The 13,511-nt window shown below is 52.4% G+C and carries 16 protein-coding genes; 15 read left to right on the top strand and 1 reads right to left on the bottom strand.

What is annotated here, in order from left to right; translation table 11 throughout:
- The first annotated feature begins 190 nt into the window (after positions 1-190).
- From A3SI_RS22940 to A3SI_RS14175, 15 genes are all read left to right on the top strand, one after another.
- A complete protein-coding gene (locus A3SI_RS22940) occupies positions 191-1,315 on the top strand; it encodes a carboxypeptidase-like regulatory domain-containing protein (protein WP_316929226.1) in 1,125 nt (374 codons plus the stop codon).
- Entirely contained in the window at positions 1,216-3,405 is a 2,190-nt protein-coding gene (locus tag A3SI_RS14225) for a SusC/RagA family TonB-linked outer membrane protein (RefSeq protein ID WP_316929225.1), read from the top strand. Before A3SI_RS22940 ends, A3SI_RS14225 begins: the two co-directional genes overlap by 100 nt.
- A 21-nt stretch (positions 3,406-3,426) precedes the next feature.
- Positions 3,427-4,890, top strand: a complete 1,464-nt coding sequence (locus tag A3SI_RS14220) for a SusD/RagB family nutrient-binding outer membrane lipoprotein (RefSeq protein ID WP_009056980.1) — start codon at positions 3,427-3,429, stop codon at positions 4,888-4,890.
- Positions 4,891-4,901: 11 nt separating this feature from the next.
- Positions 4,902-5,339 (top strand): hypothetical protein, encoded by a 438-nt coding sequence (locus A3SI_RS14215; protein ID WP_009056978.1) that lies wholly within the window; start codon positions 4,902-4,904, stop codon positions 5,337-5,339.
- A 139-nt stretch (positions 5,340-5,478) separates the two neighbouring features.
- Positions 5,479-6,168 carry a TatD family hydrolase gene (locus tag A3SI_RS14210; RefSeq protein ID WP_009056976.1) on the top strand — a complete coding sequence of 230 codons (690 nt, stop codon included), beginning with the start codon at positions 5,479-5,481 and terminating at the stop codon, positions 6,166-6,168.
- A gap of 112 nt (positions 6,169-6,280) precedes the next feature.
- Positions 6,281-6,733, top strand: coding sequence for a GbsR/MarR family transcriptional regulator (locus tag A3SI_RS14205; protein WP_009056973.1), 453 nt, complete (start codon positions 6,281-6,283; stop codon positions 6,731-6,733).
- Positions 6,734-6,766: 33 nt separating this feature from the next.
- On the top strand, positions 6,767-7,519 hold the full coding sequence (locus A3SI_RS14200) for an outer membrane lipoprotein-sorting protein (protein ID WP_009056971.1): 753 nt from the start codon (positions 6,767-6,769) through the stop codon (positions 7,517-7,519).
- Between the two features lie 12 nt (positions 7,520-7,531).
- Positions 7,532-8,755 (top strand): ABC transporter permease, encoded by a 1,224-nt coding sequence (locus A3SI_RS14195; RefSeq protein ID WP_009056969.1) that lies wholly within the window; start codon positions 7,532-7,534, stop codon positions 8,753-8,755.
- A gap of 33 nt (positions 8,756-8,788) precedes the next feature.
- Positions 8,789-9,364 (top strand): ABC transporter permease, encoded by a 576-nt coding sequence (locus A3SI_RS17740; protein WP_009056967.1) that lies wholly within the window; start codon positions 8,789-8,791, stop codon positions 9,362-9,364.
- Positions 9,361-9,612 carry an ABC transporter permease family protein gene (locus A3SI_RS17735; RefSeq protein WP_009056965.1) on the top strand — a complete coding sequence of 84 codons (252 nt, stop codon included), beginning with the start codon at positions 9,361-9,363 and terminating at the stop codon, positions 9,610-9,612. The genes A3SI_RS17740 and A3SI_RS17735 overlap by 4 nt, the downstream gene beginning before the upstream one ends.
- The gene (locus A3SI_RS17730) at positions 9,593-9,988 is read left to right on the top strand and encodes an ABC transporter permease (protein ID WP_050977538.1); all 396 of its coding nucleotides are present in this window, start codon (positions 9,593-9,595) and stop codon (positions 9,986-9,988) included. The genes A3SI_RS17735 and A3SI_RS17730 overlap by 20 nt, the downstream gene beginning before the upstream one ends.
- Before the next feature lie 13 nt (positions 9,989-10,001).
- On the top strand, positions 10,002-10,373 hold the full coding sequence (locus A3SI_RS23585; protein ID WP_238531789.1) for an ABC transporter ATP-binding protein: 372 nt from the start codon (positions 10,002-10,004) through the stop codon (positions 10,371-10,373).
- On the top strand, positions 10,370-10,693 hold the full coding sequence (locus A3SI_RS23580) for an ATP-binding cassette domain-containing protein (RefSeq protein WP_238531788.1): 324 nt from the start codon (positions 10,370-10,372) through the stop codon (positions 10,691-10,693). The genes A3SI_RS23585 and A3SI_RS23580 overlap by 4 nt, the downstream gene beginning before the upstream one ends.
- A gap of 30 nt (positions 10,694-10,723) precedes the next feature.
- Complete coding sequence (locus tag A3SI_RS14180) at positions 10,724-11,884, top strand: hypothetical protein (protein WP_009056961.1); 1,161 nt, start codon at positions 10,724-10,726, stop codon at positions 11,882-11,884.
- A 258-nt stretch (positions 11,885-12,142) separates the two neighbouring features.
- The gene (locus A3SI_RS14175) at positions 12,143-12,856 is read left to right on the top strand and encodes a tRNA threonylcarbamoyladenosine dehydratase (RefSeq protein ID WP_238531787.1); all 714 of its coding nucleotides are present in this window, start codon (positions 12,143-12,145) and stop codon (positions 12,854-12,856) included.
- 60 nt (positions 12,857-12,916) lie between these two features.
- Here A3SI_RS14175 and A3SI_RS14170 read toward each other — a convergent pair whose 3' ends face one another.
- Positions 12,917-13,426: a MaoC family dehydratase gene (locus A3SI_RS14170; protein WP_009056956.1), complete on the bottom strand. Its 510-nt coding sequence runs from the start codon at positions 13,424-13,426 to the stop codon at positions 12,917-12,919.
- Positions 13,427-13,511 lie beyond the last annotated feature (85 nt).

Genomic DNA, 13,511 nt, shown 5'->3' with positions numbered 1-13,511 from the left:
TCTTTTTGATAAAAAATACCTAACACACATAGGGGTTTTTTATCACTGAGGGCACTATAAGGGAAAGGAAGCATTTCCTTTGCGCGGGAGCGCAAAGGGAGCTTTCTACTCCTTTAACGTACCAACTACCACAAGAAAAACTGAATTCCGGCCGGGTTTAGTTGATTTACCACTATCAACCCATACAACTATGCTTAAACGATGGATTACCTGCACCGTTCTGGGGCTGCTATGCAGTAGTGTTCCAGAGCTAATGGCCGAGCGGCTGGACAGCAGGGCCGTTTTGCCTGTAGAGGCCAAGTCGGAAACGGATGACAAGAAAAAACCACTTCAGCGGTTACAAAAGGAAGACCGCACCATTACCGGGATGGTAACAGAGGAGAGTGGGGAGCCTATTTTAGGGGCTTCTATTTTAGTAAAAGGCACCATGATCGGTACGGTTACGGATCTGGATGGGAGTTTTTCTCTTCAGGTGCCAGAGGAAGGGGAGCTGACCTTAGTGGTTTCCTTTATAGGCTTTAAAAATAGAGAGGTGAAGCTGGGCAATCAGTCGCGCGTCGAGGTGGTTTTAGCTTCGGCAGACATCAACTTGGGCGAGGTGGTGGTCACGGCTTTTGGACTGGAGCGCGAAAAAAAGGCCCTGGGCTATACGACCCAGAGCGTGGATGGGAGTGCTCTGACGGAGGCGCGACAGGCGAACGTAGCCAATAACCTGTCCGGACGTATAGCCGGCGTACAGATTACGGGGAATTCCATGCCCGGGTCGGGTGCGCACGTGGTGATTCGGGGCTCCTCCTCGGTGGCAGGAAATAACCAGCCGCTGGTCGTGGTGGATGGGGTTCCGCTGGAGCAAAGCGCCGATCGCCGCTATGGTAACGGCTTGTCTGAAATAAATCCCGATAACATAAAGGAAATCAATGTCCTGAAAGGGGCCACGGCGGCAGCACTTTATGGTTCGCGTGCGGCGAATGGAGTCATCATGGTGACGACGAAAGATGGCGCAGGGACGAAGGGTATCGGCTTGGAATATAATGCGAACACGACCTTTGACCGCACCTTCGTACAGCCGCAGTTTCAAAACATTTACGGAGGAGGTGCCGGCTACAGAACCTGGTATGTAGATGGTCGAAATGGCTTCGATGCTAATGGTGTTCGTGGTACCGCAGGAGTAGATGAAAGCTGGGGAGCTCCCATGGATGGCCGCATGGTGCCCCTTTGGTTCTCTGCCCCGGGCTGGCTCCGCTTACCCCTCAGCCGAACAACTGGAACGACTTCTGGGAAACAGGACGTTCCACCAGCCATAATATCGCACTAGCTGGTGGGAACGAACAGGGGAGCTTTCGCCTCAGCATCGGTCGCCTCGACCAGCAAAGCATCATGTACAATAATGATTACTTTCGAAACAACTACAAGCTGAACACCAGTTATAAGTTTACGGATAACTTGCAGGTGACGGTCAGTGCTGAATATGTGAAATCAGGGAGTGACAACAGACGCTTTACTTCCAGCTCTGATTTTATCTGGGCACATCGGCACACGGATTATAATAAGTTGAAGGACTGGAGAAGCTACTACGCCATTCAGCGGGAGACCTTCCGGCCTGGAGATGATTACCCTTATGCCAACTGGCAGCACGAGTACTTTTCGAATCCATTTTTCTTACAAGACGTCTACACGAATGCGAATGATAAAGATCGACTCTTAGGTAACATCGCTTTAAATTATAAAATAAGCGAGCATTTTAGCGTGATGCTGCGCTCTGGAACGGATTTCTGGTCAGACACCAGACGAGATGTGACCGGGGTGGAGTTTACTAAAAATAATGTGAAGCGCTTCGGTTCCTACCGTGAAACGGTGATTAGTAGCCAGGAGACGAACTCCGACGTCATTCTGACCTTCGATAAGGACCTGAGCAGCTCCCTTTCTTTACGTGTTCAGGGTGGCGCGATTAACCGGGTAAATAATTTTAAGCGTAACTCGGTGCTGGTGGGAGAGCTTACTATCGATGGACTGTATAATTTAGGCAACTTTGCTAGCCCTGTCGTGCCTTCCAGCATGATCCGGCAGCAGGTGGTGAACAGTGTCTTCGGCGCAGCTACGATCGGTATTAACAATGCCCTTTTCATCGATGTGACAGGACGGAATGACTGGTCTTCCACCTTGCCTGTGCAGGCCAATAGCTTTTTCTATCCCTCCGTGGCGGTCAGTGCGGTGCTGACAGACATGTTCGACTTTAATACCCGAATCCTTTCTTTCGCGAAGGTGCGGGCCAGCATCGCGCAGGTGGGGAATGATGCGGATCCCTATATGCTCAACCAGGTGTACCGGGCACAGGGGCTTTGGGCGGGCACGACCCCCATGTACTCGGAGTCGAACGCGATTGCGAACCGTAACTTAAAGCCAGAAATCACGACGGGCAAAGAGGTCGGATTAGACCTGCGCTTCCTTCAGGGCCGCATCGGCGTAGACCTAACCTACTACCACCAGTCTACCGTCAATCAGATTTTAGCCGTTTCCATCTCGAATGCTTCCGGGTATGCTAGCCAGACGCTAAATGCCGGGCAGATCACGAACCAAGGGGTGGAAATTATGCTCTCAGGCACTCCCGTCGCCCTCCCAAATGGGTTTAGCTGGGAAACACAGCTTAACTTCGCGCGTAACCGCAACCAGGTCGTGGCCTTAGCTGAGGGCTTAGATAACTACATTCTCGGTGTGCAGAACAGCCTCACCTCCGAGGCCCGCGTGGGTCAGCCTTATGGAACGCTGTACGGGCGCAGGTATCAGCGTAGCCCTGACGGGCAAATAATTTACCGCAATGGGCTTCCCCAGCTGGATGAAGGTACGCATGCGATCGGGAATATTCAGCCCGACTGGATAGGCGGCTTTTCGAATACCTTTCGCTACAAGCGGCTTGCGCTCAGCACGCTTATCGATGTGAAAATGGGGGGCGATATTTTCGATGTCGGAACTGGGCTAGCCCGGAAGACAGGGCAGCTGGCTGAAACGGCTTTCGGTAGAGAGGAAGGGCTAATTGGTCAGGGTGTCATGAACATCGGGACGATAGAAAATCCTGTTTTTGTACCAAACGATGTCATCGTGGATGCGACCACGTTTTGGAACAATCAAAACCCCCGCACCTATCATGAAGCAGGGATTTTCGATGGCTCTTTCGTGAAACTCCGTGAGGTGGCGCTCAGCTACACCTTTCCGAAAGCCTTCCTCGGGAATCGCTATATCCAGTCCATGCGGCTCTCTGTCGTAGGGCGAAACCTGGCCTTCCTGCACCGCAACCATCCCCATATCGACCCAGAAGTAGATATGAAAGGCGGTAATGCACAGGGTTTTGCCTCCGGCGAAATGCCTTCGACCCGTAATATCGGCTTCAACTTAAACGTCAGCTTTTAACGCGCATCAGCACCTAAGCCTATGAAACGAACCTTAAAAACATACACGTTACAGGTGGTTAGCGGCCTTTTCTTGCTGCTAGCAGCCTGCACCTCCGAGTTCGAGGAGATGAATATCGACCCGAATAATCCGACACAAATCTCGCCAGCACTCCTGCTGCCATTCGCCATCCAAACGACGGCAGATCGCTACTGGGGCCATAGCACCCGCTACGAACGGTTAAATATCGACGCCGCCATGTGTTGGGTGCAGCATCTTTCCAGAAATATTTATATCAATGCCGAGGGTGATAACTACGAAATTCCGCTGACCATCGCCTCTTCTACCTGGCAAAGAATGTATAACGATGCGCTCATCAACTTCGAGAAGATTCTGGAGCTTTCTGCGCCGGACGCCCCCTATGCGAATCCCAACTATGAGGCAGTCGGGCTCATAATGAAAAGCTTCGCTTTCGCCTACTTGACCGATGTATTCGGCCCCATTCCGTATTCCGATGCACTGAAAGGAACGGCGGAAACAGCCATAAATGCTCCAGCTTACGATGGCATGGAGACGATTTATGCCGGTATGCTAGCAGATTTAGCGCTAGCGAATGAGAAGATCCGCATCGGTCGCGATGCCATCTCAGGTGACATCCTTTTCCAAGGGGATATGTTGCGCTGGAAGAAGTTCGCCAACTCCCTCGCTCTTCGGCTGGCCAACAGGCAGCGCGCACAGGCACCAGCTGCTTCGGAGGCCATTTTGAAGAAAATCTTCAGCGATCCGGCGAGCTATCCTGTGTTTACGAGTCAGGAGGACTTCGCGCAGCTGCACCATGTCGATGTGATCGGCAGCCGAAATAAAATGTTCGATGTGTTTTCTACACGGTCGGACTGGAACATTAGCAGCACCCTAATCGATGCCCTACTGCAGTACGAGGATGAGCGCATCACGATATTTGCGGAGCCGCTCGCAGATGGAAGTTATCGTGGGCTTCCGAATGGCCTGACCGATGCCGCAGCGAATGAAATCGACGCCTCCCGCATCGGATTGTACTATATGCGCCCGGAAGCTCCCAGTATTTTGATGACCAGCACGGAGGTACGCTTCATTCGAGCCGAGGCAGCCCTGGCCGGCATATTATCGGAGGATCCCGAGGCCCTCTTTGCCGAGGCCATCGCCTCTTCCTTTGCCCAGTATGGGCTAGAGATGCCCGTGGATTACCCGAGTCGCCTGGGCGCGCTGAGCATGGAATCGCTCATGACCCAAAAGTGGATTTCTCTCTTCGGTCAGGGGGTGGAAGCTTGGACAGAAATGCGCCGCACGGGACTTCCGAAGCTGCCTCCACCGCATCCAGATGCCACCTTCGTGAATGAGGGTGTGCTCCCTACACGGATCGAGTATCCCGTTTCTGAATACTCTTTAAACCGCAGCAACTTGGACGGCGGTATCTCGAAATTAGGCGGGCCAGACACGATGCGCACGCCCTTATGGTGGTCTAAATAAATGAATGAACGATGAAAAATACACTTGCTACCGTTTTATTCGCCCTGCTTTTTTTGGCCTTCGGCCAAAGCTGCATCGAGGCGGACGATTTAGTTACTCCGAGCGTGGAGGCCCCAGTGCTGCTGCTGCTTTCGGGGAGCCAGTTTCAGGCAGATGCGCCCGTATCGGTGCAGACGCGTGTTTATACCTTGGATAAAACGCATATTCTGGACCATACGCGGGGGATCGACTCCATTCCTGTGGCGGGGCTAAGCCTTCAGGTGTTTCTGAATCCTACTACCCAGATCGGTACCTTAGAGACCGACGCACAGGGGCGGGGGACGTTTACGAGCTCCTGGTCTGCGCTTGGGCTGGCCACTCCACGGGCGGGCACTCAGGTGCGCCTCGAGTTTGCCGGACAACATAAGGGAGTAAATTTCCGACGCTACCACACCGTGCGCGTGCAGTAAAACCGCATGCCCATTCATTTCCCTGTTGCTTGCCGGAGTTTGTGTCCGTTCTACGGGCATAAGCTCCGGTTTTTTGGGGCCGAGCCCCAAAGCTCCCGCTATACGCAAAAAATGTGGCTAATTTCCTGTATTTTCGAACATGGAAGCTACCCGAGCCGCTGAAGCCAGCACCTTTACGCCCTCCTTTTTCGATTGTCATCGGCACAGTCCGGGGGAGGGAGGGCTTTATGTGCTAGAGGAGCCCTGGAAGCAGCGGCCTGAAAAGCAGTTTTTTACGGTAGGCTTTCACCCTTGGCAGCTGGAGGAAGCGGATTTTTATGCCCGCAAGGCGCGCTTTCGAGAGCTGGTGACTGCCCCTAACTGCTTAGCCGTAAGTGAGTGTGGCCTGGATCGGCTGAGAGGGCCGAAGGAAGCGTTACAGGTGGAGGCCCTTTCCTGGCAGCTGCAGGTGGCCCAAGAGCAGGGGATTCCAGCGGTGCTGCATGTGGTGCGTGGGCAAGATCTCTTGCAGGCGGTCTGGAAGTCTGTGGGAGTGCCCCCTTTTTGTGTTTGGCATGGCTGTACGCTGCCGCCTCGGCGGGTGGAGGCCCTATTAGCTTATCCTTTTTTAGGCTTTTCTTTTGGCGAAGCCCTACTGCGGCAGCCCTACCTGGAGGAAAGCTTGCGACTGATTCCTGAAGACCGTATTTTTTTCGAAACCGACGCCAGCGCCTTGCCGATTTCCAGGATCTATGAAAAAGCGGCTATGGTTTTAGACCGGGCGCCGATTGAACTAAATGCCTTGACGATCGCCAACTGGAACCTGAGGACTTCCCGACCCATCCTGTGAAGGGCGTTTTTTCCCTTTTAGAAGAGGAAAACGAATAAACATCCCGATTATGACTTTTGTCATTTTTGTTTAGTTCAGGCCGAACTAAATTGCAAGCCTAAATTCAAGGGAAATGGACGCCAACAAGCAGGTATATATAGAGAAGGTGGGCAAGCTGTGTGAAGAGCTGGGCCTCACGCACATAGGGGGTAAGCTTTTAGGTTACCTGCTTGTGTGTGGGAAGGAGGGCGTGTTTTTTCAGGAGTTTGTGGAACAGCTTGGTGTCAGCAAGGCCTCCGTTTCGACTAATTTAAACGTGCTGATTAGCATTCGCTTCGTCGCGAAGGTGAAACTGAAAACCGAGCGCAGGTCCCGCTATCAAATCAGCACGATCGATATGCTGGCCATTATGCAAGAGCGCACACAGCTGCTTGAGCACTATGCGGATATCATGGATGAGGGCTTGGCGCTTCTCGCTGATGAGCGCAGTGCCGCCACTGATTTTATGCGGGAAACCAGAGACTTTTACCGCTGGATGAAAGACCGCATACCCCACCTTTTAGAAGCGTATAGAAAGACAAGATAATCCCCACTTTTAAACCACTTACCTGCATAACGTATGAAAATGATAAGCATTCTTTTCCTATGTTTCCTTTGGCCCCTCGGGGCCCAAGAGACCTTAACGCTCACGCCTGAAGCCATCCTAGAGCGAATGGAGCAGCAGATGCGTGGAGAAACGGCTCAGATGGAGCTGAATATGACCATCATACGGCCACGCTTCACCCGAGAGATGAGCATGCGCTCTTGGTCGCGAGGTGAAGATTACTCTCTCATCTTGATAACGGCACCTGCGCGCGACCGTGGGACTGCTTTTTTAAAGCGTCAGAATGAAATCTGGAACTACCTGCCTACTGTGGATCGGATGATCAAGCTGCCGCCCAGCATGATGGGACAGAGCTGGATGGGGTCTGATTTTACGAACGATGACCTTGTGCGGGAATCCTCGCGTGTGCATGACTATACGCATAGGCTGCTTCCAGAAGAGCAGGTACAGGGCTTCGCTTGCTATGTGATCGAGTCCATCCCTAAGCCGGAGAGTGCGATCGTGTTTAGCAAGGTGAAACTTTGGATTAGCAAGGAGCATTTCTACCACCTCAAGACAGAGAATTACGATGAGCGTGACGCGCTGGTATCCACCGTACTGCTTTCCGACATCAAGCAGATGGGGGATCGTCGCCTTCCCTCCCGCATCGAGATGGTTCCCGCAGATAAGGAGGGCCACAAGACCATTATTCAGTATGCGTCTGGGGTGTTCGACGCACCCCTGGATGACCGCTTTTTTTCGGTCCAAAACCTAAAAAATATCCGTTAACGCTGTAGGCTTATGATGCTTTTTAAATTGGCATGGCGCAACCTTTGGCGGAGCAGGCGGCGCACCTTTATCACCATTTCTTCGGTGCTCTTCGCTGTCCTGCTGGCCTTAGTGCTGGAATCCATGGACAGGGGCTCCCAGGAGCTGATGGTGCAGAACGTGGTGCGGTATTCTACGGGCTACTTACAGCTTCAGGATACCTTATATTTCGATGAGTCTCATATCGATAACGCGATGGAGTGGGATGAGACGCGTGATGCGCAGCTTCTGGCCGATTTTCCCCAGATCGCCTATACCCTGCCTCGCCTGGAAAGCACGGTGCTTGCGGCTGGCAAGGAGCGTACCCGCGTGGCCTTTGTAAGCGGGATAGTACTGGAGGCAGAGGATCGGTTTAATCAAATCAGCAGCCGTATGCGTTCGGGAGCCTTTTTTTCAGTGGGGTCCGAGGAGGCAGTGATCGGGACAGGGCTCGCGCAGTCGCTGGATCTGACCCTTGGCGACACGCTGGTGCTTTTCGGTCAAGGTTTCCAAGGGGTGATGGCGGCAGGAAAATATGTGATCAGCGGTATTTTACAGCATCCCGTCCCTGACTTGAATGAGCGCGTAGTGTACCTGTCGCTACCCACTGCCCAGTTTTTATTTGATGCCCCAGGTCGGCTGAATCACTTGAAAATAGTGCCCACCCAGCCGCGGCAGCATGCTCGTCTGGCAGCGGCACTGAATGCCCACCCGGACTATGGCGCTTTCACTGCCTATTCGTGGGAGGAATTACAGCCTGAGCTGCTGCAAACCATCGCCTTAGATCAGGCCGGCACCTTCGTTTTTTTACTTATTTTGTACATCGTGATCGGCTTTGGAATTTTTGGGACGGTGCTCACCATGACCCTAGAACGTGAAAAGGAATTCGGAGTACTCCTCGCGATCGGCATGCAGCGCGTGCGGTTGGCGCTCATCATTTTCACCGAAACGCTCATCATGAATTTTATCGGCGTCAGCGCAGGAATCGTGCTTGCTTTACCTATTCTCCTGTACTTCTACTACCATCCTATCCCCCTAGGAGAGGGTCTGGAAGGGCTTATGGCAGAATATGGGATGGAGGCCGTCCTGAGATTTTCACTTGATCCTACGCTATTCTATCAGCAGGCAGTCATCGTGTTTAGCATCAGCATGCTGATCGTCATATACCCTATCGTAAGGGTTTTCCAACTGGATATTTTACAAGCAGCGCGAAAATAAGTAAATAAGAAGACGATGATACAACTTATAAAAATGGCATGGCGTAATCTCTGGCGTAATAAAGTCAGGAGTCTCGCGGTGATGGTAGCGGTCGTCATCGGGCTGGTAGCGGGCATGTTTGCCTCCGCTCTGGTGGAGGGAATTATGAGCTCCCGCTTCACAAATTTTATCGAAAATCAAGTCTCCCACATGCAGCTCCATCACCCTGATTTTATCCGGGAGCGTGAGGTACAGCAGTTTATCGTGGGGCCTACACTTCCTCTTCAGGACGTGCAAGGTCGCGAAGGAATCGCCGCAGCCACTACCCGGACGAAGCTTCAGGGCATGGTGGCATCGGCCTCGTACACGGGCATGGTGGAACTAGTGGGAATCCTTCCTGAAAGTGAAAACCGAACCACGAACTTTGCGCGCCACATGGTAGCAGGAGAGTACTTGAGTGATCAGGTAAGTAACAGCATCCTTATCGGGGCGGCTCTCGCCGCAAAACTTAAAGTGGGCATCGGCTCTCGTATCGTGCTGTCGTATCAGGACCTAGAAAATCAACTTGTCTCAGGGCGTTTATCGTCAGCGGTATCTTCGACTCTGGCTACTCTCGCTATGATGAGGTGACGGCCTTCGTCCCTCAGCAGTACCTGAATGCCTCCATCGGCATGGGGGCAGCCTTTCATGAGCTAGCCATCGTGCTGGAAGATATGGAGCAGCTGCCCGTGGTGCAGCAGGAGCTCCGGCACCTTTTTCCAGAAACCAGTGTGCGAGCTTGGTACGAACTGGAGCCCGCACTGCAGGTGATGATGGAGTCCAGCGGCTTATTTTCCTATATTTTTTTTAGTCTTGATTATGATTGGATTAGCATTTAGTATTTTAAATACGATGCTCATGGCCGTCTTCGAGCGTACGCGGGAAATCGGTATGCTCATGGCCATCGGCATGAGGAGGTCAAAAGTATTCCTGCTCATCACCTTAGAAACTTTTTTTCTTTCCTTGAGTGGTGCGCTCATCGGTTTAGCTATCGGCTTCGCTTGGGTGCTGCACCTGAGTCGCCGTGGGCTGGATCTTTCGCGCTTTCATGACGTCATGCGCGAGCTCGGTGTGGACTCGGTGATTTTCCCCACGCTCTCCCCTGAAATGCCCTACCTTATTTTGGGTATCGTTATGCTTACCGCACTGTTTGCCGCCCTTTATCCCGCGCTGAAGGCCTTAGCGCTGAGCCCCATAGAAGCTATTCGCAAATAAACTATTTCTCAGTATGCATGTAATCGAAACGGCCCATTTATTTAAAATTTATAATGAAGACACCATTCCCGTGTATGCCATTAATGATGTGAGTATACAGTTTGGTTATCAGGAGTTTACCTGTATCATTGGCCCCTCGGGCTCGGGAAAAAGCACCCTTCTAAACCTGATTGGAGGCCTGGATACGCCCAGCCGAGGCGCGGTGCGCATAGCAGGTACACGCATCGATACGCTTTCCGAGCGGCAGCGCATCCAGTTTAGGCTGGACCACATCGGCTTCGTTTTCCAGCATTATAACCTGATTCCAGTGCTTACTGCTTACGAAAATGCAGCCTTTATCATGCAGCTTCAGGCCGGCCAGAGGAGGAAACCCGAGAGCGTGTGACTGGCTTGCTCGAGCAGGTCGGCCTCGGAAAGCGGCTTCATGCTCGCCCTGGAGAGCTTTCAGGGGGAGAACAGCAGCGCGTGGCCGTGGTACGTGCTCTGGCATCGAAGCCTTCTTTTATCTTAGCGGATGAGCCTACGGCAAATTTGGATACGAAGGCGGCCTTTAACTTGCTCGATATCATGAAGCAGCTAAATGAAGAGGAAGGCATCACCTTCTTGTTTTCTACTCACGATCAGCGCGTTATCGACCGAGCTGGGCGAGTTGTTACCTTAGTAGATGGGGCCCTCCATAGCGATGTTATGCGTCCTGCGCATTAAAATCATGAGACCACTGACCCCTCCGAAGCCATGAAAATCCTCATCAGCTTTGCTTTAATCGCTCTCTTGGCCAGTATGCGACCTGCCGGGCTCTGGGCACAGGAAGCGTCGAAATGGTCGGCTACAGGCTACGTAAGGGAGCTTCCTTTGGTCGGTACCGACCAAAGTTTCCGCACATTTTCGGCAAATAACATTTTGCACCAGCGGCTTAATCTGCGCTATGACGGAGGAGAAAACTGGTCGATTCGATTAGGGCAGCGCACGCGTTACCTGTATGGAGAGGCTTTCGCGAATCCACTTTTTATCGATTTCCTCGCCAGCGATCAGGGCCCCCTACCCCTTTCTCATATCCTGCTAAATAGGGGCAATCATGTGATGCACACGCTTACCGATCGCTTGTATCTCAACTGGCAATCCGGGGACTGGCAGCTGCGGGTCGGCAGGCAGCGCATTAACTGGGGCATCAACCTGGTTTTTAATCCAAATGACCTGTTTAATAAGTATAATTTCTTTGATTTCGACTACGATGAGCGACCGGGTACGGATGCCTTTCGCCTCACCTATTACGACGATGCCCTCTCGCGCTGGGAGTTCGCTTTTAGCCCCGCGCTCGATATGCGCCAAAGCGTGGCGGCCATCATGCGCGCCATCAATCATCGGGGATACGACCTGCAGCTGCTTACAGGCTATTTCCAAGACCGCCTGGCCGTAGGAGGTGGCTGGGCGGGCAGCATCGGGGGCTTAGGCTGGAAGGGCGAAGCAAGCTACTTTCATGATTTACGCCCACAAGCCGATCGCAGGCCAGGGAATGTGGTGGCCTCTACATCAGTGGATTATCGGTTTGAAAGTGGACTTTTCGCGATAGCAGAAGTAGTTGTTAATCAGCAGCGAAAGGGACTAGATACCGAGACTATCCTGATCATAGAGCCGCAGCAAGCAGATAATATCGCCTTCAGTGATGTCGCGATCGTTACCTCCTGGCAATACCCTTTCCGCCTCATTCACTCCTTTTCCCTAGCGAGCATGTACTTTCCTACAGAAAAGGTTGTCTTCATCAGCCCGACGTATAGCCGCTCCCTGCATACGAATATCGACATGCGGGTTTTGAGCCAACTTTTCATCGGCTCTTCCGGCAGTCCACTTGCTTCAGCGGGCTATAATCTGATCGGGATGCTGACCTACACCTTTTAATCACCTGAAGTAAATGCTTGTAAACGCTTATTTAAGGATATTGCGCTTTTTTGGCAACGAAAGGGCGAGCAGGCCATAGGGAGATAGATTGCGTATCTGAAAAAAGGCGCCGCCCAAATTAGCTATAGCCAAAGGACATGATTTATAAAAAAGCTTCCGTAATTTTGCACCGGGAGCTTCACGAACTCCATGCCCTGACGATCGCCAACTGGAACAGACGTACTTCTAGACCATTCACTTTATGACAGATCCTTTTGCTTGGCTCTCGCGCACCGAACTGATAACAGGGCGTGCGGGACTGGAAAAGTTAGCGCGCAAGCATGTGCTTGTCGTGGGACTCGGGGGAGTAGCTCCTTCGCAGCGGAATTTATCGCCCGATCTGGGGTGGGGGAGATGACCATCATCGATGGCGACACCGTGGACATCAGTAATGTAAACCGACAGCTTCCCGCTACGCAGCTGAATGTAGGCGAGTCGAAGGCCAAATGGATGGAGCAGCGCCTGCTGGCGATTAATCCTGCGCTAAAGCTGCATGTCATCCAAGAGTTTTTAGCCCCTCTCCCGATGACAGCGCTGCTGGCCGAGCAGCATTTCGATTATGTGGTGGACTGCATCGACAGCTTTACCCCTAAGTTGCACCTCATCGAGGGGGCAGTAAATCGCGGCTTCCCTGTGGCCAGCTCCATGGGTGCCGGTGGCAAAGTCGATCCTACGCAGATCCGTGTCGGGGATATCAGTGAAACACGCCACTGTAAGTTGGCCAAGATGGTACGTAAACGCCTCCGCCGCAGGGGCATCGCGAAAGGCGTGAAAGCGGTGTACTCCCTCGAGCTCCCGATGAAGGAGAGCCTGATGCTCACCGACGGCAAGAATTATAAAAAATCGGCTTACGGAACGATGTCTTTTTTGCCGGCAGCTTTCGGGTGCAGCTGTGCCTCCGTCGTGATAAACGACCTCCTGGCTGCTGAGTAGACGGATGTATTATTCCCCTCAGTGCGTAGGAGGATTTTTTGGCGCCAGCCTAAGTGTTTACTAGTTCGGCTGGCGCCAAAAATCAGCGGCCTTAGGCGCCTCTTCGGGTAAAAAGTGGTATAAGAAGACCAAAACCCCCGTGAAGGCTGGCTTTTTCTGGTCTTTGATCTCTAACTTGACGGCCACCTCCGCCTTTATGGTGCCACGGAGGTTGCTGACTTTTTGCAGGCTGGCCTGCAGGCGCACCTCACTATCTACTAAAACAGGTGCGGCGAAGCGCAAAGACTCTATCCCATAGTTCACCATCATTTTTAAGTTCTCCACGCGGACGATCTGGTCCCAGAGGAAGGGAACGATCGACAGGGTCAGGTAGCCATGCGCGATGGTATTTCCGAAGCTGCCCTCTGTTTTCGCACGCTCCGGATCCGTATGAATCCACTGGTGGTCTAAGGTCGCAGAAGCGAATTGATTAATCTGCTCCTGACTGATGCAGTGATAATCGGAGGCGCCCAGTTCCTTTCCTTCATAGGGGAGAAAATCTTCAAAAGAGCGAATGGTTAGTTGTGCCATAAGAAAAAACAGGTTTCATGTAAGTGGATCCGCGGGTTTTACCAACAGAAAATCGGGGTGCAAGATCCTTTAGAGCGGTGAATTT

The organism is Nitritalea halalkaliphila LW7 (genome assembly GCF_000265075.1).
GTDB classification, from domain to species: domain Bacteria; phylum Bacteroidota; class Bacteroidia; order Cytophagales; family Cyclobacteriaceae; genus Nitritalea; species Nitritalea halalkaliphila.
This window is presented reverse-complemented; position numbering and strand designations above follow the sequence as displayed.